The 21,638-nt window shown below is 41.4% G+C and carries 23 protein-coding genes; 3 read left to right on the top strand and 20 right to left on the bottom strand.

Annotated elements, in window-relative coordinates:
* Positions 1-25 precede the first annotated feature (25 nt).
* The 14 genes from atpG to AAEZ00_RS12260 all read right to left on the bottom strand — a co-directional run bounded on the left by atpG (position 26) and on the right by AAEZ00_RS12260 (position 13,133).
* Entirely contained in the window at positions 26-886 is an 861-nt protein-coding gene (atpG, locus tag AAEZ00_RS12325) for a F0F1 ATP synthase subunit gamma (RefSeq protein ID WP_101033430.1), read from the bottom strand.
* 53 nt (positions 887-939) lie between these two features.
* On the bottom strand, positions 940-2,481 hold the full coding sequence (atpA, locus tag AAEZ00_RS12320; protein ID WP_101033431.1) for a F0F1 ATP synthase subunit alpha: 1,542 nt from the start codon (positions 2,479-2,481) through the stop codon (positions 940-942).
* Positions 2,482-2,495: 14 nt separating this feature from the next.
* A complete protein-coding gene (gene atpH / locus AAEZ00_RS12315; protein ID WP_101033432.1) occupies positions 2,496-3,029 on the bottom strand; it encodes a F0F1 ATP synthase subunit delta in 534 nt (177 codons plus the stop codon).
* A 16-nt stretch (positions 3,030-3,045) separates the two neighbouring features.
* Positions 3,046-3,516 (bottom strand): F0F1 ATP synthase subunit B, encoded by a 471-nt coding sequence (atpF, locus tag AAEZ00_RS12310; RefSeq protein WP_124012912.1) that lies wholly within the window; start codon positions 3,514-3,516, stop codon positions 3,046-3,048.
* A 37-nt stretch (positions 3,517-3,553) separates the two neighbouring features.
* On the bottom strand, positions 3,554-3,805 hold the full coding sequence (gene atpE / locus AAEZ00_RS12305) for a F0F1 ATP synthase subunit C (protein ID WP_011639455.1): 252 nt from the start codon (positions 3,803-3,805) through the stop codon (positions 3,554-3,556).
* A 65-nt stretch (positions 3,806-3,870) separates the two neighbouring features.
* Positions 3,871-4,707: a F0F1 ATP synthase subunit A gene (atpB, locus tag AAEZ00_RS12300; protein WP_101033434.1), complete on the bottom strand. Its 837-nt coding sequence runs from the start codon at positions 4,705-4,707 to the stop codon at positions 3,871-3,873.
* 12 nt (positions 4,708-4,719) lie between these two features.
* Positions 4,720-5,103: an ATP synthase subunit I gene (locus tag AAEZ00_RS12295; RefSeq protein ID WP_101033435.1), complete on the bottom strand. Its 384-nt coding sequence runs from the start codon at positions 5,101-5,103 to the stop codon at positions 4,720-4,722.
* Between the two features lie 225 nt (positions 5,104-5,328).
* Positions 5,329-6,213, bottom strand: coding sequence for a ParB/RepB/Spo0J family partition protein (locus AAEZ00_RS12290; RefSeq protein WP_351088684.1), 885 nt, complete (start codon positions 6,211-6,213; stop codon positions 5,329-5,331).
* A 9-nt stretch (positions 6,214-6,222) separates the two neighbouring features.
* Positions 6,223-7,011, bottom strand: a complete 789-nt coding sequence (locus AAEZ00_RS12285) for a ParA family protein (RefSeq protein WP_124012913.1) — start codon at positions 7,009-7,011, stop codon at positions 6,223-6,225.
* A 62-nt stretch (positions 7,012-7,073) separates the two neighbouring features.
* Positions 7,074-7,694: a 16S rRNA (guanine(527)-N(7))-methyltransferase RsmG gene (gene rsmG, locus AAEZ00_RS12280; protein ID WP_124012914.1), complete on the bottom strand. Its 621-nt coding sequence runs from the start codon at positions 7,692-7,694 to the stop codon at positions 7,074-7,076.
* 112 nt (positions 7,695-7,806) lie between these two features.
* Entirely contained in the window at positions 7,807-9,696 is a 1,890-nt protein-coding gene (gene mnmG / locus AAEZ00_RS12275) for a tRNA uridine-5-carboxymethylaminomethyl(34) synthesis enzyme MnmG (RefSeq protein WP_101033439.1), read from the bottom strand.
* A 471-nt stretch (positions 9,697-10,167) separates the two neighbouring features.
* Positions 10,168-10,608, bottom strand: coding sequence for an FMN-binding protein MioC (gene mioC / locus AAEZ00_RS12270; RefSeq protein WP_101033440.1), 441 nt, complete (start codon positions 10,606-10,608; stop codon positions 10,168-10,170).
* Positions 10,609-11,082: 474 nt separating this feature from the next.
* Positions 11,083-11,928 (bottom strand): S-formylglutathione hydrolase, encoded by an 846-nt coding sequence (gene fghA / locus AAEZ00_RS12265; RefSeq protein WP_124012916.1) that lies wholly within the window; start codon positions 11,926-11,928, stop codon positions 11,083-11,085.
* 74 nt (positions 11,929-12,002) lie between these two features.
* Positions 12,003-13,133 carry an S-(hydroxymethyl)glutathione dehydrogenase/class III alcohol dehydrogenase gene (locus tag AAEZ00_RS12260; RefSeq protein ID WP_101033442.1) on the bottom strand — a complete coding sequence of 377 codons (1,131 nt, stop codon included), beginning with the start codon at positions 13,131-13,133 and terminating at the stop codon, positions 12,003-12,005.
* Between the two features lie 141 nt (positions 13,134-13,274).
* Here AAEZ00_RS12260 and AAEZ00_RS12255 point away from each other — a divergent pair, with 141 nt between their 5' ends.
* Positions 13,275-14,150, top strand: a complete 876-nt coding sequence (locus AAEZ00_RS12255) for a LysR substrate-binding domain-containing protein (RefSeq protein WP_124012917.1) — start codon at positions 13,275-13,277, stop codon at positions 14,148-14,150.
* A 17-nt stretch (positions 14,151-14,167) separates the two neighbouring features.
* On the opposite strand, the gene AAEZ00_RS12250 is transcribed toward AAEZ00_RS12255, so the two are convergent.
* The 6 genes from AAEZ00_RS12250 to rpmH form a co-directional block, all read right to left on the bottom strand.
* A complete protein-coding gene (locus tag AAEZ00_RS12250; protein ID WP_124012918.1) occupies positions 14,168-14,785 on the bottom strand; it encodes a 3'-5' exonuclease in 618 nt (205 codons plus the stop codon).
* Positions 14,786-14,798: 13 nt separating this feature from the next.
* Positions 14,799-16,160 (bottom strand): tRNA uridine-5-carboxymethylaminomethyl(34) synthesis GTPase MnmE, encoded by a 1,362-nt coding sequence (gene mnmE, locus AAEZ00_RS12245; RefSeq protein WP_124012919.1) that lies wholly within the window; start codon positions 16,158-16,160, stop codon positions 14,799-14,801.
* Between the two features lie 81 nt (positions 16,161-16,241).
* Positions 16,242-17,867: a membrane protein insertase YidC gene (gene yidC / locus AAEZ00_RS12240; RefSeq protein ID WP_101033445.1), complete on the bottom strand. Its 1,626-nt coding sequence runs from the start codon at positions 17,865-17,867 to the stop codon at positions 16,242-16,244.
* 3 nt (positions 17,868-17,870) lie between these two features.
* Complete coding sequence (gene yidD, locus AAEZ00_RS12235; RefSeq protein WP_101033446.1) at positions 17,871-18,125, bottom strand: membrane protein insertion efficiency factor YidD; 255 nt, start codon at positions 18,123-18,125, stop codon at positions 17,871-17,873.
* On the bottom strand, positions 18,092-18,448 hold the full coding sequence (gene rnpA / locus AAEZ00_RS12230) for a ribonuclease P protein component (RefSeq protein WP_101033447.1): 357 nt from the start codon (positions 18,446-18,448) through the stop codon (positions 18,092-18,094). Before rnpA ends, yidD begins: the two co-directional genes overlap by 34 nt.
* A 12-nt stretch (positions 18,449-18,460) precedes the next feature.
* On the bottom strand, positions 18,461-18,598 hold the full coding sequence (rpmH, locus tag AAEZ00_RS12225; protein WP_101033448.1) for a 50S ribosomal protein L34: 138 nt from the start codon (positions 18,596-18,598) through the stop codon (positions 18,461-18,463).
* Between the two features lie 445 nt (positions 18,599-19,043).
* On the opposite strand from rpmH, the gene dnaA reads away from it, so the two are divergent.
* The gene (gene dnaA / locus AAEZ00_RS12220; RefSeq protein WP_101033449.1) at positions 19,044-20,429 is read left to right on the top strand and encodes a chromosomal replication initiator protein DnaA; all 1,386 of its coding nucleotides are present in this window, start codon (positions 19,044-19,046) and stop codon (positions 20,427-20,429) included.
* A gap of 19 nt (positions 20,430-20,448) precedes the next feature.
* Complete coding sequence (gene dnaN / locus AAEZ00_RS12215; protein ID WP_101033450.1) at positions 20,449-21,549, top strand: DNA polymerase III subunit beta; 1,101 nt, start codon at positions 20,449-20,451, stop codon at positions 21,547-21,549.
* Positions 21,550-21,638: the final 89 nt, after the last annotated feature.

The following is a 21,638-nucleotide window of genomic DNA, read 5'->3' as shown; positions in this document are numbered from 1 at the left end:
CTAAACTTGATTTCGTTACCTAAACCTAAACCGCTGCAGCGCCTGAGACAATTTCCGACAGTTCTTGCGTAATAGCAGCCTGACGGGCCTTGTTATAGACGAGTTGCAAATCATCGATCATTTCGCCAGCGTTATCTGTTGCCGCCTTCATTGCTACCATACGGGCAGCCTGTTCAGAGGCAATATTCTCAACAACACCTTGATACACTTGAGACTCTACATAACGAGTTAACAATACATCCAAAACTTCTTTTGGATCTGGCTCGTAAATATAATCCCAAGGATAATTAGCTACTTCTTCATCTGACTTAGGTAAAGGTAGCAGCTGTTCGATCACTGGTGTCTGGCTCATTGTATTAACAAACTTGTTAAACACAATGTACAGACGATCCAATTTACCTTCGTTGTAAGCTTTTAACATGACACGTACTGTGCCAATCAAATCAACAAGTTTGGGCGCATCGCCTAAACCTGATGCATGGGCGGATATTTCACCACCGAAGCTTTTAAAAAACTGAACAGAACGGGCACCAATTGGGCAAAACTCAAAATCTGCGCCCTGTTCCTTCCATTTTTTAACGTCTGACACAACCTGTTTAAATAAGTTGACGTTCAAACCACCACAAAGGCCACGGTCGGTCGCTACAACAATGTAACCAACCCGCTTGGCCTCTCTCACCTCTAAATAGGGGTGTTTATACTCGAGAGTACCTCGCGCTACGTGACCGATCACCTTACGCATATTTTCTGCATATGGACGGCTTGCTCTCATGCGTTCCTGCGCTTTGCGCATTTTGCTGGCAGCTACCATTTCCATAGCGGAAGTGATCTTCTGAGTATTTTTAATACTCGCGATCTTGGTTTTAATCTCTTTAGCGTTGGCCATCTCTACTCTCCAATCTGGGACCTGAGGTGCCTAATGACACCCCTTGTTCATTATTACCAGGTTTGGGTTTCAATGAACTTGTCTAAGCCTGCCTTTAACTCACCTTCGATATCAGCGTTATAATCGCCAGTAGCATTGATGGTATTAAATAGGTCAGCATGTTGACTGTTCATGTATGAAAGCAGAGCGGCCTCGAAGCGACCAATTTCATTTAAAGCAACACCTTTAAGGTAGCCTTTTTCAGCTGCGAAAATAGACACAGACTGTGCTGCAACGCTCATAGGAGCATATTGCTTTTGCTTCATTAATTCGGTTACACGCTCACCATGCTCAAGTTGAGCACGTGTTGCATCATCTAAATCAGATGCAAACTGTGAGAACGCAGCAAGCTCTCGATACTGTGCAAGAGCAGTACGAATACCACCTGACAGTTTCTTGATGATTTTAGTCTGCGCAGCACCACCAACACGAGAAACTGAAATACCTGGGTTAACAGCTGGACGTAAGCCCGAGTTAAACAAATCAGTTTCAAGGAAGATCTGACCATCTGTAATAGAAATTACGTTAGTCGGTACGAACGCTGATACATCACCAGCTTGGGTTTCAATAATAGGCAAAGCGGTTAACGAACCCGTTTGACCTGTTACTGCACCTTTAGTGAACTTTTCTACATAATTTACGTTTACGCGTGAAGCACGCTCTAGTAAACGAGAGTGTAGATAAAATACGTCACCTGGGTAGGCTTCACGTCCTGGTGGACGCTTCAATAGCAATGAAATTTGACGGTAAGCAACTGCTTGCTTAGACAAATCATCATATACGATTAAAGAATCTTCACCGCGGTCACGGAAGTATTCACCCATAGAACAACCAGAATATGGCGCTAAAAATTGCAGTGCTGCAGTTTCAGAAGCAGATGCAACAACTACGATAGTGTTAGCTAATGCGCCATGTTCTTCAAGCTTTCGCACTACGTTAGCAATGGTAGAAGCTTTCTGACCAATGGCAACATAGACACACTTAATGCCTGAATCTTTCTGGTTGATAATTGCATCGATTGCCATCGCTGTTTTACCAGTCTGACGGTCACCAATGATCAATTCACGTTGACCACGACCAATAGGGATCATGGCATCAACGGCTTTATAACCAGTTTGAATTGGTTGTGATACAGACTTACGTTCAATAACACCAGGGGCAATCACTTCAACAGGAGAGAAACCATCGTTTTCGATAGGTCCTTTACCGTCAATAGGCTCACCTAGAGTGTTAACAACGCGGCCAAGTAGACCACGACCCACTGGTACTTCAAGAATACGACCAGTGGTTCTAACTTTATCGCCTTCTGCTAAATTAGCATAAGGCCCCATCACTACGGCGCCGACAGAATCACGTTCTAAGTTCAACGCGATTGCAAAACAGCCACCAGGCAGTTCGATCATTTCACCCTGCATTACATCGGCAAGGCCGTTAATGCGAATGATGCCGTCACTTACTGCAACGATTGTACCTTCGTTGCGAGCTTCACTAACGACGTCGAACTGCTCGATCCGCTGCTTAATCAGATCGCTGATTTCAGTGGAATTCAGTTGCATGCTCAAACTCCCAATTACGACTGCAGCTTATCAGACAATCGCGATAATTTACCGCTTACCGAGCCATCAATGACTAGGTCGCCTGATTTAATAATAACACCGCCAATAAGCGATGCGTCGATGCTGCAATTCAGCTTAACTTTGCGTGCGAGACGTTTCTCTAGAGAAACACTAATTTGTTGCTGTTGCTCAGAGCTTAGCTCAGTAGCAGAAACCACATAGGCCTCAACTTCTTTTGCCCACTCATTACGGTATTCAGCAAAAAGTAGCGATACTGTTGACAGTATCCCTAAACGACCGTTTTCAGCCATTACCTTTATCAGATTTTGACCTTGCTCATTGACTTGTTCACCGCATACTTTAATAAACAGTGAAGCGAGTTCTGTACTCGCTAAAGTACCATTAAGCAGTGGCTTTATTGATTCGTTTTCACTTACCAATGAAGCGAAAGTTAACATTTCTGTCCAACTTTCTACTACTTTATGTTCAACAGCAAAATCAAAAGCTGCCTTTGCGTAAGGGCGAGCGATGGTGCTTAATTCAGCCATAACTCAACTCCCTTAATCAAATTTCAGCAACAAGTTTATTAACAATGTCACTGTGGGCTTCTGGATCAATCGCACGTTCAAGAATCTTCTCTGCACCAATGATGGCTAGAGAAGCAACTTGCTTACGCAAGTCATCTTTCAGGCGATTACGTTCGTTTTCAATTTCTGCTTGACCCTGAGCGATAATTTTCGCTCGCTCAGTTTGAGCTTCAGCTTTAGCTTCGTCAACGATTTGAGCCTTACGCTTATTAGCTTGCTCAATAATGTCGTTGGCAGTTACCTTTGCTTCTTTTAGATGCTCAGTAGCTTTAACTTGTGCTAACTCTAGATCTTTTGCTGCACGGCCGGCATCAGCCAGACCATCAGCAATTTTCTTCTGGCGTTCTTCGATGGCATTCATCAACGGCGGCCATACAAACTTCATGCAAAACCACACGAAGAGAATAAAGGCAACCGTCTGACCGAATAGGGTAGCGTTGAAATTCACAACAGCCTCCTAGTTAGATTAAAGACAGAAGCGTTAATTAAAGCATTGCACCCAATGGGTTAGTAAACAACATAAATAGCGCAATACCGACACCGATCATAGTCACCGCATCTAGTAGACCCGCTACGATGAACATTTTAACTTGTAACATAGGCGCCATTTCTGGCTGACGTGCTGCACCTTCCAAAAACTTTCCACCTAAAAGGCCGAAACCGATAGCTGTTCCTAATGCACCCATACCAATAAGTAGAGCAACAGCAATAGCCGTCATTCCTAATACAGTTTCCATATCTATCTCCAGTATTCTAAATCGTTGTTATTAATGATTTAGGTCAAAAAAATTTTCGGTTATTCTTAATGATCTTCATGAGCCATGCTTAAATAAACAATGGTCAACATCATGAAAATAAATGCTTGTAAGGTAATAATTAAAATATGGAAAATTAACCAACCTAGTTGTAAACCTACACCTAGAGCAGATAACGCCACGTTAGAACCGTACATCAATGCAATAAGAATAAAAATCAACTCACCAGCATACAAGTTACCAAATAGTCGAAGAGCCAATGAAATAGGCTTTGCAACAAGAGTAACTGTTTCTAATAAAAAGTTGACGGGTATCATTGCCCAATGGTTAAAAGGCTGAAGTGTTAATTCTTTTACAAAACCTGAAACACCTTTGACTTTAATGCTGTAATAAATAATCAGCACAAACACACCAATAGCTAAGCTGAAGGTGATGTTAACGTCGGTAGTCGGAACAACTTTTAGGTATGGCACACCCATTAAACTCGCTGCCCAAGGCAACCAATCTACAGGTATCATATCCATGAAGTTCATCATGAAAATCCACACAAAAACTGTCAAGGCTAAAGGTGCAATAACCGGATTGCGGCCGTGAAAAGTTTCTTTCACACTGCTATCAACGAACTCAACAATCATCTCGACAAAACATTGAAATTTGCCAGGAACGCCTGTTGTCGCTTTTTTGCCGGCACTGTAAAACAGCCATAAGAACAACACTCCAAGCCCAACCGAAAAGAACAACGAATCAATGTTCCAAGTCCAAAAGCCAGCCTTTTCACATGCATGGTTCATTGCTAGCCCATTATCGGTAGCACAAACTTGCAGGTTAGTAAGGTGATGTTGGATATAGCTTTGCTGTGTTAGCTCTTCACCAGTTGCAGCCATGATTCATCCCACTTAACTTTGCTTGAAATATAAAGGTGCTATCCAATGTACTACTAACGCTAACGAATAACAGGTAAAAAGTGGCATAAAACCGACTTTTAAATTGATAAACACTAACGAAAACAATGCAATGGTTAACAGCATCTTTACCGCTTCCCCCCAATAAAAGCTTTTAATCACTTTTACTGCTGAGCTTGCTCCACTATGAGAGAAAGCTAGGGTTGCGAATACAAAATTAGGAAGTACAGCAATTACACCACCTGCTAGTGCAGATAAGCCATGCAGTGCTCCCCACATAACGAAAAATAATATTGAAATAATACTCGCCACTGCCGCTTGTACCAGCACTAATTTATAGGCTGCTAACCTGCCACGACGCGCCAAAACATTACTCAACTTTATATCTCCGCATTAATACCTTTTGTGGTCCTAATGTTAAATTTAATATATTAAACTAGCCTTAAGATCCAAAAAGCCTGCAAAGTATACCTTTTCGCGCTTTGTTTGCAACGTTGATGATAGTAAAACAGCTATGTAATGCACTATTACGCACTTAATAATCAAAAACAAAAAACAGAGCTATGTCGCAAACTTACTAATGAAATTGGTTTAATCCACATTTCAACGAATTTTACTTAAAATCCCGTCTAATTCAGTAAGGTTCTGATAGTTTATAACAATTTTCCCTTTACCTTTGCTGCCATGATTAATGGCAACCTTGGCACCGAGTTTTTCAATTAACTCTTGCTCTAAGCGACTAACATCATGATCTTTAGCTGGTGTTTCGGCTTCTTTAGCAGGATTTAAGACTTTATTAACTAATCGTTCAGTTTCTCGAACAGTCATTTCTTTTGACGCGACTAATCGAGCTAAATTTGTCTGTTCATCACCCTCTACAGCCAATAATGCACGGGCATGGCCCATGTCGATGTCACCATTTTCTAACAAACGTTTAACAGGCTCGTTGAGGCTATTTAAGCGTAATAAATTAGACACGCTTGCACGAGACTTACCAACAGCATCGGCTACTTGTTGGTGGGTTAACTCAAACTCTTCAAGTAATCGTTGCAGTGCGATGGCTTCTTCCATTGCATTAAGATCTTCACGCTGAATATTCTCAATAAGGGCGATGGCGACAGCAGCATCATCTGCCACTTGCTTAACAATACAGGGGACTTTATCAAGTTTGGCTAATTGAGCGGCACGCCAGCGACGTTCACCGGCGATGATTTCATAGTGAGTTTCAGAAATTTTACGAATAACTATCGGTTGTATTACACCTTGAGCACGGATCGATTCAGCCAGCTCTTCTAACGCTTCTGATGACATATCTTTACGGGGTTGATATTTACCCGGCTGTAATAAATCAAGATCTAGGTGAATTAAATCACTTAATCTAGCTGATTGTTGCTGTTCTTCTGCTTGTTCGCTTTTAAGACTTGCGGCATTACTATGATTTAATAAGGCATCCAAGCCTTTACCTAAACCGCGTTTTTTTAAGGTCATTTTTATATCCTACGCTTGTTTGGGTTGAGTTTGCTGTTCTGCACGACGGATGATTTCACCTGCAAGGGCTAAATAGGCTTTGGCTCCAGCACTTGATTTGTCGTAATACATGGCAGGTGCACCAAAACTAGGTGCTTCAGCTAAACGAACATTTCTAGGTATGACGGTACGATACACTTTTTCACCAAAATGCTGCTTGAGTTGATCAGATACATCATTTGATAAACGATTGCGCGGATCATACATGGTGCGCAAAATACCTTCTATGCTCAACGTAGGGTTAACCATAGCACCGAGCTTAGTTATAGTATCAATTAACGCTGTTAAGCCTTCTAGGGCATAATATTCGCATTGCATTGGTACTAGAACCGAATCAGCGGCAGACATGGCGTTTACCGTTAGCATATTGAGCGATGGCGGGCAGTCTATAAAAATATAGTCATAATCATCTTTGATCGACGCTATTGCATTACGTAAACGGATCTCTCGAGCATAAAATTCCATCAATTTAATTTCTGCCGCGGTGACATCACTATTACCTGCGATCAAATCATATTTACCTACGGTATTTTTAATCACGATATCGGCAAACGGTTTTTCTTCGACTAATAATTCATAAGCGGTATTCTCGACTTCATATTTATCAACGCCACTGCCCATAGTCGCATTGCCTTGAGGATCTAAATCGATCAACAACACTTTACGCTTTGTGGCGGCAAGTGATGCGGCTAAATTAACGCAAGTTGTTGTTTTTCCAACGCCACCTTTTTGGTTGGCTACGGCAATTATTTTACCCACAATGTCATCCTGTCTTAAAATTATTGATGTCCGGTTAGCTTAATTAGCGAAAGAAATGCGTGTTATTGCTTGGCTATTTTTAATAAATGTCGCTGTTCATCTAACGTTGGAACATGCAATACAATAGTTTCTACCAACGAAAATCCTGCTGGTATCTGTTGTAATTCTTGCTGATTTAACTGGCCTTTTAACGCATAAAAAATGCCTTTTTCAGTCGGTAAATGGTGACACCAACTTAGCATATCTTGAATAGATGCAAATGCTCTGCTTAATACACCGTCAAATTTAATCTCTGGGTTATAAGCTTCAACACGACTTTCAACTGGAGTAATATTATTGATTTTTAGTTCGAACTGAACCTGTTTTTGAAAACGGAACCGTTTGCCTAAACTATCAAGCAATACAAACTGCTTATCTGGATTCATAATCGCTAATGGGATCCCAGGTAAACCAGGGCCGGTTCCTACATCGATAAAATGCTGTCCTTCAAGGTAAGGAGAAACCGTTAAGCTGTCCATAATATGGCGGATTAGCATTTGCTCAGGATCGCGAACGGAGGTGAGGTTATAAGCCTTATTCCATTTATCAAGCATTTCAACAAAACCTATTAATTGTTTTTGTTGTAATTCGGTGGCCGACATTTTAATTTCAGCTAAATAGGTTTTAAGTTGGGCAGATAACACAGAAAGCCTCGTAGGTTGCATGATAACGACGGCAGTTATTATGAAGCCGTAAAAGCACTAAGGGAAGCCTTATGGCTTCCCTTGTGTTATTGAGTTGAAAAAATTACAACATTTATGCGATTTTGCGCAATAAACCTCGTTTTTTCAAATGCACTAGCAAAATAGAGATTGCTGCAGGTGTAATTCCTGGGATCCTTGATGCTTGTCCAACGGTATCGGGTTTATGGTTATTGAGTTTTGCGATCACTTCATTTGACAGGCCTGGTACTTGTTGATAATCCAAATCAAGTGGCAATAACGAGTTTTCATGACGAATAGCTTTATCAATTTCATCTTGCTGACGCTGAATATAACCCGAGTATTTAACTTGAATTTGTACTTGCTCAGCCGCTTGCGGATCATCAAGACCAGGACCAAAACCCTCTAATGACATTAGCTTCGCATAATCCATTTCTGGACGACGTAGTAAATCTTCAAATGATGCTTCACGAGAAATAGGCGCATTTAATTCTGGATTAAGTACGCCTAATAAAGGTGAATTAGTATGAACCCATTGGCTACGTAAACGCTGAAGTTCCAATTCGATCGATTCTCTTTTTTCTATAAATAATTTCCAGCGATTGTCATCAACTAATCCAAGTTCACGGCCTTTTTCTGTTAAGCGTAAATCGGCATTGTCTTCGCGAAGCAATAAACGGTATTCCGCACGACTGGTAAACATGCGGTAGGGTTCTTTGGTTCCTAACGTTGATAAATCATCAACAAGTACGCCAAGGTAAGCTTCATCACGACGAGGACACCAAGCCGTTTTGCCTTGAACTTGCAGTGATGCATTCATCCCAGCAAGTAAACCTTGTGCTCCGGCTTCTTCGTAACCTGTAGTGCCGTTAATTTGACCGGCGAAAAAGAGTCCTTCAATGGCTTTGGTTTCTAATGAGTTTTTAAGATCTCGTGGATCAAAATAATCATATTCAATGGCATAACCTGGCCGAATAATTTCAGCGTTTTCCATGCCTTTAATCGAACGTACTAAATTTAGCTGTACATCAAATGGTAAGCTGGTTGAGATACCGTTTGGGTAGATCTCATTGGTGCTTAGCCCTTCTGGCTCAATAAATATTTGATGTGACGATTTGTCTGCAAAACGGTGGATCTTGTCTTCGATAGATGGGCAATAACGTGGCCCAACACCTTCTATCACGCCAGAATACATCGGACTTCTATCAAGTCCTCCACGAATTATCTCGTGGGTATTTTCATTGGTATGAGTAATAAAACATGAAACTTGTCTTGGATGCTGGCTGACATTACCCGTAAATGACATTACAGGTAACGGTGTATCACCTTTTTGTTCGGTCATTTGTGAAAAATCAATGGTGTTTGCATCAATGCGTGGTGGTGTACCGGTTTTCAAGCGGCCAACACGGATATTTAATTCGCGTAAGCGATTAGCCAATGCAATCGCGGGTGGATCACCGGCTCTGCCACCGCTATAATTTTGCAGTCCAATGTGAATTTTACCGCTTAAAAAAGTGCCCGTGGTTAGCACTATTGCAGGTGCTTCGAAAGCTAAGCCCATTTGAGTTACTACACCAACAACTTTATCATTTTCAACAACGAGGTCATCAACAGCCTGTTGGAAAATACGTAAATTAACTTGGTTTTGTAAAATATGTTGGATTTTTTGACGATACAGCGCTCTGTCTGCTTGGGCTCGTGTTGCACGAACTGCTGGCCCTTTGCTTGAATTTAATGTTCTAAATTGGATACCAGCAAAGTCTGTTGCCGTTGCCATTGCCCCACCCAATGCATCTATTTCTTTCACTAAATGGCCTTTACCAATGCCACCGATAGCTGGATTACAAGACATTTGGCCAAGCGTGTCGATGTTATGAGTTAACAATAATGTTTTTGAGCCCATTCTTGCCGCTGCAAGTGCTGCTTCAGTTCCGGCATGACCACCACCAACAACAATTACATCAAACCGTTCATGAAAATGCATTATCTGACCTTTGATTGCTAAGTAAGTTAAATTTGAATCTACCCTTTTTTCGATTGGATCATTTTAGCACTTGCTTGTCTGAACGTGAACGATCATTTTTCACTGATTGATCAAGATGGCGTTTGCTTAATAGATCTTAAGATCTTTATATAGATCTTTTTATTATACTTATTATTAGGATCGGACTTTTCTGTTGGTAACTTTTATTTTTCTTTATAATCATATAGTAATGCAAAACCTAACCTGTTATTTGATCGCGATCAAACTCAAGATAACATGGGGACAGATCGGGGGGTTATCCACAAGGGTGATCATTGAGCGGATCGGACCGTGAATAGTACAGAGTTATGATCGCTAAAAATAATAGCTTATCCACAAAGTTATACTAAAAAAGAGTATATTGTGGATAAGTGTAATCTAATCTGTGAATGGATCATTATTTATTCAGGATATGATCGCGTTTACTGACATTTAGATAAGATGTTGCCATTGCAATAACCACGCTAGAGCGGGTTCTTCCGGTATTGGATCTTGTTGTACATCGATTTGGATCTTATCCACAATAGCTTTAGATCCATTTTGTAAAAGCAGTTCGGTGATCATTTCAGGTCCTTGGCAGAAAGTATCGTAGCTTGAGTCCCCTATTGCACACAAAGCGAACTGGATATGGCTAAGATCGGGCATTTCGATCATTAATTGTTTATAAAAAGGAACGATATTATCAGGTAGATCGCCTGCTCCATGAGTAGAACTGACAATGATCCACAGTGAAAAATCACCTAATTCATCGATATTTGGCTCTATAAATACCTCTGTTTGGTGATTTAACTCAGCAAGTTGAGCTGCCATTTCATCGGCAACATACTCTGAACCCCCTAATGTTGTGCCTACTAATAATGCGATTTTTGCCATTTTAACTCCGAATGATTAATTATATTTGTCCATTATACGCCCATTTTTCATTACCCTGTGTGGCTAACCTCAGTCGTGTATTAGGCTGAATGTAACCATAAAACAACCGGTTTAAATGACTCTTGCTGAAGAAACACGACAGATAGCTGAGTTTGCATGGGGGTCTGAGAGGGTGATGTTATGGGTTGATGACTTATTCTGGCTTATTTACTTTCGATTTGTCCCCTTTAGCTACATAGATCACCCTATTAATGTCGTTAGAGGTCCATATCCTGATGATCGCGCCAAGCATAATATACTCATGCGTGGCGTTTTTCAGGGCCATGAGCGGTACCGTGGGAATGACCTATGTTGCAGTGGCTAATATGTTTGGGGCGGCAAAGGGCTATTTTCGGTTGGGAATTAATCATTAATATATTGATTAATAATAAAAAACGAGCTATCTAGGCTCGTTTTATTATCTGCTTATAGACTTTATAACCGTGCTAGGTGTTTTGCATGAAAACGCAGATGGTCTTCTATAAACGTTGCGATAAAATAATAGCTGTGGTCATAGCCTGGTTGCATTCTTAGCTCAAGCGGATAACCTTTGGCTTTAGCCACTTGTACTAAGGCTTGTGGTTTGAGTTGCTCGTCTAAAAAATTGTCGTTGCTGCCTTGGTCCACTAGCGCGGGGACAAAGTGTTGACTATGGTTCATTAACTCACAACTGTCATATTGAGCCCATTGCTTTTGATCATCCCCCAAATAACCGCGAAAGGCTTTGATCCCCCAAGGGCAGTCTATTGGATGACAAACAGGGCTAAACGCTGACACACTTTGGTATCGCTGTGGATTTTTTAAGGCGATGGTTAATGCACCATGACCCCCCATCGAATGGCCACTGATACTGCGCTGTGTTGTTACCGGAAAGTGGGCTTCAATCAATGCTGGCAGTTCGTTCACTACATAATCATACATTTGATAATGCTGCTTAAATGGTGGTTTTGTGGCATTAAGATAAAATCCTGCCCCTAAGCCAAAGTCATATGCGCCGTCTTTATCATCTGCGACACCTTCCCCTCGCGGGCTGGTATCGGGTGCCACAATTGCTATTCCTAGTTCGGCAGCGATGCGCTGTGCGCCCGCTTTTTGCATAAAGTTTTCATCAGTACAGGTGAGCCCTGACAACCAATATAACACCGGTACTTTTTGGCTTTCTGCTTGTGGCGGTAAGTAAATGGCAAAGCGCATAGTGCAATTAAGTGCGCTTGATTGATGACTATATTGTTTATGCCAACCACCAAATGCTTTGGTACTGCTGATACTTTCAATGGTCATTAAGTGTCCTTATTTGTCAGCAAGCAGTTAAGCAGTCTGAATGCTTAACTGCGCCTGCGATGATGAATTAAGCGTTACTTGGCAAAGTGAATTACACTGCGAATACTTTCGCCTTTGTGCATTAACTCAAACGCATGGTTAATATCTTCAAGACCCATAGTGTGGGTAATAAAGTGGTCTAGTTTGAATTCGCCCGCTAAGTATTGTTCAACAATACCGGGTAACTCGCTGCGTCCTTTTACCCCACCAAATGCACTGCCACGCCATACACGACCCGTGACCAACTGGAATGGGCGGGTTGATATTTCTTGGCCTGCGCCGGCAACTCCAATAATGACCGATTCGCCCCAACCTTTATGACAACATTCTAATGCACTGCGCATCACATTGACGTTACCGATACATTCAAACGAGAAATCCACGCCGCCATCGGTCATTTCTACAATCACTTCTTGAATCGGCTTATCAAAGTTTTTAGGGTTAATGCAATCGGTTGCCCCTAATTTTTTAGCCAATTCAAATTTAGATTCATTAAGATCTATACCAATAATACGGCTGGCACCTGCCATGGTGGCACCAATAATTGCAGATAAACCAATACCGCCTAGACCAAAAATAGCCACAGTATCGCCTTGTTGAACTTTAGCTGTCTTTAGAACAGCGCCCATTCCAGTGGTAACACCACAACCGAGAAGACACACTTCTTCAAGTGGCGCGGTTGGATTCACTTTTGCTAACGATATTTCTGGTAATACTGTGTATTCCGAGAACGTTGAGCAACCCATATAATGGAAAATAGGTTGGCCATCTTTAAAGAAACGTGTAGTGCCGTCTGGCATTAACCCTTTTCCTTGAGTAGCGCGAACCGCGCTGCAAAGATTGGTTTTACCAGAAGTACAAAACTTACAAACACCGCATTCAGCGGTATACAGCGGAATAACATGATCGCCTACTTTTACGCTAGTGACACCGTCACCGACCATATGAACAATGCCGCCGCCTTCATGACCAAGAATCGCTGGGAATACGCCTTCAGGATCATCGCCTGAAAGTGTGAATGCATCTGTGTGACAAACGCCTGATGCCACAATTCGTACCATGACTTCACCTGGTTTTGGGTACATTACATCGACTTCTTCTACCGATAGTGGCTGACCAGGTCCCCAAGCAATTGCGGCTTTTGACTTAATAAATTGTGCTGACATAAATGATTTCCTTAACATTAGCTACCATGGTCGACATGGCTGATCGTAATAACTTCAGTGTAGTGTATTTAGCCATTGTATTTGTTTATCATATAATGATAATTAGCTTGTTTTACAAATGACTTTTACGAGAATGTAATAATGATGAAGTGGGAAGGTATTTTTGAATTTGTTGCCGTGGCCGAAACCAACAGTTTTACGGCTGCAGGTAAGCGTTTGGGTATTTCTACTGCGCAAGTGAGTCGACAAATCAGCCAGTTGGAAAATCGTTTAAACACCAAATTATTTTATCGCACCACCCGTAAGGTATCACTAACTGAAGAAGGCATGGTTTATTATCAGCATTGTCGTCAAGTGTTAAACAGTCTTGATGAAGCAGAGCGAGCTATTTCAAGTTTAAAAGATAAACCGCAAGGCTTGATTAGGATTACCGCGCCAGTGACCTACGGTGAAAAATTTATTATGCCGATAGTAATTGATTTTATGCAGCAATATCCTGACATTGAAGTGGTTTGCGAATTAACAAATCAACAACTTGATTTGGTTGATGGTGGTTATGATTTAGCTATTAGGCTTGGGCGTTTACTCAATTCCAGCATGATGGCAAAACGATTAACCAATAGACGCCAGTACGTGTGCGCCGCACCGAGTTATATTGCTAAATACGGTACACCTTATGCTTTATCTGAACTGACTCAACATAACTGCTTAATTGGCAGTCAGCCTCATTGGCATTTTGTTGAAAAAGGCAAACCTAAGACGGTAAAAGTGCATGGATCTTTGGCATGTAGTAGCGGCTTGAGTTTATTGAATGCGGCAATTTTGGGTTTGGGTATAGTGCAGTTACCGGGATATTACGTCAATGATGCCATTGCTGAGGGGCGATTGGTTGTATTACTTGCACCTTTTCAACAACCAAAAGAAGGCATTTGGGCTTTGTATCCGCACAATCGTCATTTATCACCAAAGGTGAGATTGTTGGTCGATAAGTTATCGCAAGAGTTATCATTAAAGTGATTCAATCACTGATAAATTTAGCTCATAGTCCGTAAAAACCGCGCTATTTGAGCTTTAGGAAGACTGGATATTTTGTTGACCATATCAATGGTAATCGGTTGTTTTGGAAGTTGTTGCTGCAATACTTCTATTTGATGTAACCATAAATGACTTGTCATGGTGGCGTCGGCTAATGCGCGGTGAAATACGCCATCGTTAGGTAACTGATGATGATCCACTAGCGTGCCGAGCTTATGATTGGGGGCATCTTGGCTTATGCGGCGAGATAACAATAAAGAGCAGCAAAAGATCCCTGAATATTTCAGCTTGTGTTGGCTAAATTCAGCATCGAGAAACTTCTTATCAAAGCTGGCATTGTGTGCCACCAAATTAAATCCATCGATAAATTTGGCAAATTGTCCCATTACTTGCTTTGACACTGGGGCATGTTTGAGCATGTCGTTGCTGATACCTGTGTATTGTTCAATAAAGCTATTGACTCGCCGACCAGGATTAATAAGTTCCTGAAAGGTATCGACTATTTGACCATCGACCAATTTTACCGCGCCGATTTCAATGGCACGGTCACCATTATCGGGTGACAAACCTGTGGTTTCAAAATCGAGCACCACAACTTGGTTAGCGAGTGTTGTCATTAATATTGTCTACTTATTTACCGATACAAAATGAACTAAAAATCTTGCCGAGCAAATCATCTGAGGTAAATTTACCGGTGATTTCAGATAAGGCTATTTGTGTCATTCGAAGCTCTTCAGCCAGTAATTCACCGGCTAAATACACTTCAAGCTGTTCTTTACCTAGCTGTAAGTGACTTGCGGCAAGATCGAGTGCTTCTAAATGGCGACGACGGGCAATAAAGCCACCCTCTAAGTTACTTTGGTAACCCATTAATGATTTGAGATGTTGCTTTAACTCATCAACACCTAAACCTGTTTTGGCCGATATCCGATAAACGTTATTGCCCTGTTCTTCGGTTTTGTCTAAGGTTTCACCGGTTAAATCGGCTTTATTACGTACGACTGTAACCCCAAGTTTTGCCGGTAGGCGGTCGATAAAATCTGGCCAAATCTCGTGAGGGTTCACGGCATCGGTTGTGGTGCCATCGACCATAAACAATACTCTATCTGCTGCGGCTATTTCGGCCCATGCGCGTTCAATACCAATTTTTTCAACAGTGTCGAGCGTATCTCGTAATCCTGCTGTATCTATTATGTGAAGTGGCATACCGTCTAAGTGAATGTGTTCGCGTAGCACGTCGCGAGTCGTACCGGCAACTTCCGTTACAATAGCCGATTCTTTACCTGCTAACGCATTCAGTAAGCTAGATTTACCGGCATTTGGGCGACCGGCAATAACAACTTTCATGCCTTCGCGGATAATAGAACCTTGCTTGGCGCTGGCTTGTACCGTGTCTAATTTATTGATGATTTTATATAACGCGTTGGCGATTTTACCATCGGATAAAAAATCGACTTCGTCATCGGGGAAATCAATTGCGGCTTCCACATATAAACGTAGGTTGGTGACTTGGTCGACAAGCTCATAGACTTCTTTTGAGAATTCACCTTGTAGTGACAACAATGCACTTTTCGCAGCCTGTTCACTGGTGGCATCGATTAAGTCTGCAATGGCTTCTGCCTGAGTTAAATCGAGCTTATCGTTCATAAAGGCTTGTTCGCTGAATTCACCTGGTCTAGCAATGCGAATACCATCGATTTCCATGACGCGCTTGATTAGCATGTCGAGCACAATTTGACCACCATGACCTTGTAGTTCAAGTACATCTTCGCCAGTAAAGGAATTGGGTCCTTTAAAAAATAGCGCAATACCTTGGTCAATAACCTTACTGTCAGCACTGTTAAAGTCACAATATTCAGCGTAACGCGTTTTTGGCACATGGCCAATAATGGCGGTTGCAACATTAGTGGCTAAGTTACCAGAAATACGAATGATGCCTACGCCACCTCGTCCGGGGGCGGTCGCTTGTGCCACAATAGTGTCTGTTGTCACGGTAGTACCTATAAAATTGATAAAGGAAAAGGCGGCTAATCAGCCGCCTTTTTAATCAGTTATACAACATTGAGCTTAGGCTTATTTTATGCCATTTTTCTCAAGGCCGGCATAAATAATCTTCTGCTGAGTAATGGCAACTAAGTTACCTACTAACCAGTAAAGTACTAGACCTGCTGGGAACCATAAGAAGAAGACGGTAAAGATAACGGGCATCCACTGCATCATTTTTACTTGCATAGGATCCATCGTTGGCGCAACCGGTTGCATTTTCTGCATTAAAAACATCGACAAGCCCATTAATAATGGCAAGACGTAGTATGGATCTTGTACCGATAAGTCGTTAATCCATAGCATGAATGGCGCATGGCGTAATTCATAGCTTTCTAGCAGCACCCAGTAAAGCGCGATAAAGATTGGCATCTGTAACAAAATAGGTAAGCAACCTCCCATAGGGTTTACTTTCTCTTTCTTGTACAGCTCCATCATCGCTTGACCCATCTTCTGACGGTCATCGCCAAAGCGTTCTTTCATCTCAGTCATTTTTGGCTGCAGATTACGCATTTTGGCCATCGAAGTGTATTGCTTCTTGGTCAGGGGATATAAGCCACCACGTACCGTTAGGGTAATCAAAATAATTGCTACACCCCAGTTACCCACAAATGATTGATAGAACATCAATAACCAATGGATTGGAATGGCTAACCACCATAAGAAACCGTAATCAACAACCAAGTTTAAGGTTTCAGAAATAGCTGAAAGCGCTTTTTGATTTTTAGGGCCGACATAAAACTGTGAGCTAATATCTTGTGTGACGCCTGGTGCAATATCATATACCGCGCCGCGAAAACCTATATTGGCTAGACCACCAGAGACTCTTGAGAAAATGGTGTTTGAATCTATTGCTGGCGGAACCCAAGCTGACACAAAGTAATGTTGTAGCATTGCTGCCCAACCACCTAATGTGACTTTAGCAAGATTCTTATCAGCCATATCGTCAAAATTATATTTCTCATAACGAGTATCTTCAGACGAGAAAGCACCACCACGATAAGTCGGCATAATCATGCTGCTTTCTGATTCTTTAATCGTTTGCTTAATTTGACCATACATTTGCACTTGTAACGGTGCCGTTGAGGTGTTGTTGATAGTGTAATCTACGCCGACATCATACTGACCACGGGTAAACGTAAAGGTTTTTACGTAGGTGACACCGTTGTCTGCTGTAAAAGTAAATGGCACTGTTAATGTGTCTTTGTCTTCAGCTAAAAAATATGAACTGGCTTGAACATTATAAGTTGCACGACCATTAGCACTACTATCAATACCATCACGACCAATAAGGCCACTTTGAGCGATATAAGTGAAATCATTTTGCTGATCTAAAATAACGAAAGGGTCGTTACTGTCTATTTCGCGTTTATGTTCCACTAATGCGGCATAAACAATGTCACCACCAATAGGGCTTATTTTAATAACAAGCTTATCGGTTTTAACGCTAATAAGGTTTTTAGTTGCAGGTAATTCTTCTTGTACCCCAATAACATCTGCTTCTGGAACGTCATCACTGTGTTGTGGGGCGGCGTTAGTTTGGCTAACAGTTTGTGCTGCTGCCGGTTGTGGTGCTTTATCTGTTTGCCATTGTTGCCACATTAAAAAGCTGACAAACAGCAGACCGATTAGCAATATATTGCGTTGAGATTCCATAGCCTATTTATTACACCTGTCATTTTTAGGGGGGACGGGATCACTACCGCCTGCATGTAAAGGGTGACATTTTAATATGCGTTTTATTGCAAACCAACTACCTTTTAGTGTTCCATGTGTTTTTATTGCTTCTATAGCGTAATAAGAACAAGTTGGATTAAACCGACAACGCGGTCCCAATAAAGGGCTGATAATAATTTGGTAACCACGGATAACCGTAGTTGCTAGCCATTGTAACGGCGACTGAGTTTGCGCCATAGCTTTTCTACTAATTTGTGTAGTTCTGCATTTTCCATTTCCATCACGCCATTTCTGACTAATACAACGATATCTATATCTGGGATGTCGTGTTGATGTAAACGAAAACTATCTCTTATCACACGTTTGATACGATTACGTTGGTTTGCACGTTTAACAAAACGTTTTGCAACGGTTAACCCTAAACGAGGATGTTGCTCTGAATTTGGAATTGCGAGCAGAGTTATTTCAGCAGAGGATGCTTTGATTGGATTGGAGAATACAGATTTAAATTGCGCGGGAGTTAACAAACGTAACTCCCGCGAAAAGGTATAGCTAGTCACCTGGTTATCTACTTATGCAGATAAACGAGTGCGACCTTTCGCACGACGACGTGCAAGTACCTTACGGCCACCTACAGTAGCCATACGAGCGCGGAAGCCGTGAGAACGCTTGCGCTTCAGGTTGCTAGGTTGAAAAGTACGTTTACTCATTATGGCAATCCGTCTTTGTTAGTGAATTTTCCTTATCTCCAAAATTAGAGTTAAGGGTAAAAAAGAGGCAGAATTGTAATCACTTTAAGTACTGTCGTCAATAACGAAAGTACTTATATAATAAATTTATGCCAATCTTTATTTGAAGCTACTAACGATTAAGCACCATAAGATGTGGATAAGTCTGTGTACAGACACTATATCTTGTGGATCTTTCATTGTTTCAGTAGATCAAAGAATCGCTATTATAGATCAAGGTGGATCGGTTAATAAAGCTGGATTTGCTTGAAATTCACAATTAATCGATCGTTTTCGATCTTTGATGATCATCGATTTATACATAGAATGATCACGCTGGGGATAAATCTGCTTTTAAGGATAGCGATCATAGTGATCTCACTATAGAATACATCTCCTTTGTTTAAAGATATTTGGGGATAAATAAGTGGCGGTTTCACTTTGGCAACAATGTATCGGCAGACTGCAAGACGAGTTATCAGCGCAGCAGTTCAGTATGTGGATCCGTCCGTTACAGGCTGAAATGGATGGTGATACATTGGTTTTGTATGCGCCAAATCGTTTTGTGCTGGATTGGGTACGCGATAAATACATCAATATCATTAATCAATTTTTTACTGAACAAATGGGCGGTAATGCACCCAAGTTACGTTTTGATATTGGTAGCCGTCCTTCTGCACGCCAAGTTGCGCCAGCGCCTGTAGCTGCTAAGCCTGTGAATCGTCAAACGAAAGCCCAAGTGGGAACGACGTCTTTTAATACCCAGGCCGAACCGATTATCAATCCCAACCACCGCAGTAATATTAACCCAACATATCAGTTTGATAATTTTGTTGAAGGTAAATCGAACCAATTAGGTAAAGCTGCGGCATTGCAAGTATCTGAAAATCCTGGTGGTGCTTATAATCCGTTATTTTTATATGGCGGAACCGGTTTAGGTAAAACCCATTTACTGCATGCTGTGGCCAATGGCATTATTAAAAACAATCCTAATGCTAAAGTGGTATATATGCATTCTGAGCGTTTTGTACAGGACATGGTTAAGGCCTTACAAAATAACGCCATTGAAGAATTTAAACGTTATTACCGCAGCGTAGACGCGTTATTTATTGATGATATTCAATTTTTTGCCAATAAAGATCGTTCACAAGAAGAATTTTTTCATACCTTCAATGCTTTACTAGAAGGTAATCATCAAATTATTTTAACCTCTGATCGTTATCCTAAAGAGATCGACGGGGTAGAAGATCGCTTAAAATCACGTTTTGGTTGGGGGTTAACCGTAGCGATTGAACCGCCGGAGTTAGAAACCCGCGTGGCGATTTTAATGCGTAAAGCACAAGAGAATGGCATTAATTTACCCGATGAAGTGGCTTTCTTTATTGCCAAGCGTTTACGTTCAAATGTACGTGAATTAGAAGGTGCACTAAACCGTGTGATTGCTAATGCTAACTTCACTGGACGTCCTATCACCATCGACTTTGTGCGCGAAGCATTAAGAGATCTCTTGGCACTGCAAGAAAAATTAGTCACTATAGATAATATTCAGAAGACTGTTGCTGAGTACTATAAAATAAAAATGGCAGATATGCTGTCTAAACGCCGTTCTCGCAGTGTGGCAAGGCCTAGACAAGTGGCGATGGCGCTATCTAAAGAACTTACTAACCAAAGTTTACCGGAAATTGGTGATGCTTTTGGTGGTCGTGACCATACGACAGTATTGCATGCTTGTCGTAAAATCGCCCAACTGCGCGAAGAGAGTCATGACATTAAAGAAGATTATGCTAACTTGATTAGAACTTTGTCTTCTTAATTCAGGGATTGTAGACACGATGAAATTTTCAATTGATAGGGACGCCCTGTTAAAACCGTTGCAGCTAGTGTGTGGCGCGGTAGAACGCAGACACAATTTACCTATTTTAGCCAACTTATTAGTTGAAGTTAGTGAGTCCTCACTTAAGCTAACGGGCACTGATTTAGAAGTTGAGTTAGTGGGCCAAGTGGCAATTCATGGTGATATTGATATCGGTCGTACCACCGTTCCAGCCAAAAAATTGCTGGATATTGTTAAGTCATTACCAGAGCAAAGTGAATTAAAAGTCGAACAGCAAGATAATAAATGGTTATTGCGTTCCGGTCGTAGCCGTTTTTCATTGGCAACATTGCCTGCTGAAGATTACCCCAACGTTGAAGAATTCCAAGCAGATATCGAATTTAGCTTAAAGCAAGGCGTGTTGAAGTCGATTATCGATTCAACTCAGTTCTCAATGGCTAACCAAGATGTGCGTTATTACCTTAACGGTTTGTTATTTGAAACCGAAGGTAATGTTTTACGTGCTATAGCCACAGACGGACACCGTTTAGCGCTAAGTCATCGCACGTTAGATATCTCATTACCTGAAAAACAAGTGATTGTGCCTCGCAAAGGGGTGGTTGAAATGGCACGCTTGCTCGACAGTGACGATCAGGACATTACCATTGCGATTGGTGATAATGCCATTCGGGCCGTGACTACCTCCGCTGTGTTTACCAGTAAGCTCGTTGATGGTCGCTTCCCTGATTATCGTAGAGTGTTACCTAAGGGTGGCACTAAAGTGGTCATTGCCAGCCGAAATCAGCTAAAACAAGCATTAACCCGCGCCTCTATTTTGTCGAATGAAAAATTCCGTGGGGTTCGTATTCAGCTTGAACCTGGGTTATTGAAAATTACTGCTAATAACCCAGAGCAAGAAGAAGCTGAAGAAATCATTGATGTTGATTATGACTCTGATAATTTAGAAATTGGTTTTAACGTCAGCTATCTACTTGATGTGTTAAATAACTTAGCCAGCGATGAAGTGCGTATTACCTTAATTGATGGTAATTCGAGTGCTTTGATTGAGAACCACAAAGAAGAAGATTCTATGTATGTGGTGATGCCTATGCGTCTTTAACGGGTTATCGTCTGATTGTTTATTAAGGTGCTGTAAGGCACCTTCTTTGTCTATATAGGATTATTTATTCTGGTTATCACAAATAGGTC

The sequence above is a fragment of the Shewanella sp. S1-49-MNA-CIBAN-0167 genome, from assembly GCF_040310145.1.
GTDB classification, from domain to species: Bacteria; Pseudomonadota; Gammaproteobacteria; order Enterobacterales; family Shewanellaceae; genus Shewanella; species Shewanella psychromarinicola.
Note: the sequence above shows the minus strand (reverse complement) of the source record. Positions and strands in the feature narration are given on the sequence as shown.

Coding starts and splice junctions, on each gene's coding strand:
- atpG (WP_101033430.1), bottom strand. CDS start 886: ATGGCCAACGCTAAAGAGATTAAAACCAAGATCGCGAGTATTAAAAAT.
- atpA (WP_101033431.1), bottom strand. CDS start 2,481: ATGCAACTGAATTCCACTGAAATCAGCGATCTGATTAAGCAGCGGATC.
- atpH (WP_101033432.1), bottom strand. CDS start 3,029: ATGGCTGAATTAAGCACCATCGCTCGCCCTTACGCAAAGGCAGCTTTT.
- atpE (WP_011639455.1), bottom strand. CDS start 3,805: ATGGAAACTGTATTAGGAATGACGGCTATTGCTGTTGCTCTACTTATT.
- atpB (WP_101033434.1), bottom strand. CDS start 4,707: ATGGCTGCAACTGGTGAAGAGCTAACACAGCAAAGCTATATCCAACAT.
- AAEZ00_RS12290 (WP_351088684.1), bottom strand. CDS start 6,213: ATGACCTTAAAAAAACGCGGTTTAGGTAAAGGCTTGGATGCCTTATTA.
- mnmG (WP_101033439.1), bottom strand. CDS start 9,696: ATGCATTTTCATGAACGGTTTGATGTAATTGTTGTTGGTGGTGGTCAT.
- mioC (WP_101033440.1), bottom strand. CDS start 10,608: ATGGCAAAAATCGCATTATTAGTAGGCACAACATTAGGGGGTTCAGAG.
- fghA (WP_124012916.1), bottom strand. CDS start 11,928: ATGACCATTGAAAGTATCAGCAGTACCAAAGCATTTGGTGGTTGGCAT.
- AAEZ00_RS12260 (WP_101033442.1), bottom strand. CDS start 13,133: ATGTCAGCACAATTTATTAAGTCAAAAGCCGCAATTGCTTGGGGACCT.
- AAEZ00_RS12255 (WP_124012917.1), top strand. CDS start 13,275: ATGATGAAGTGGGAAGGTATTTTTGAATTTGTTGCCGTGGCCGAAACC.
- AAEZ00_RS12250 (WP_124012918.1), bottom strand. CDS start 14,785: ATGACAACACTCGCTAACCAAGTTGTGGTGCTCGATTTTGAAACCACA.
- yidC (WP_101033445.1), bottom strand. CDS start 17,867: ATGGAATCTCAACGCAATATATTGCTAATCGGTCTGCTGTTTGTCAGC.
- yidD (WP_101033446.1), bottom strand. CDS start 18,125: ATGGCGCAAACTCAGTCGCCGTTACAATGGCTAGCAACTACGGTTATC.
- rpmH (WP_101033448.1), bottom strand. CDS start 18,598: ATGAGTAAACGTACTTTTCAACCTAGCAACCTGAAGCGCAAGCGTTCT.
- dnaN (WP_101033450.1), top strand. CDS start 20,449: ATGAAATTTTCAATTGATAGGGACGCCCTGTTAAAACCGTTGCAGCTA.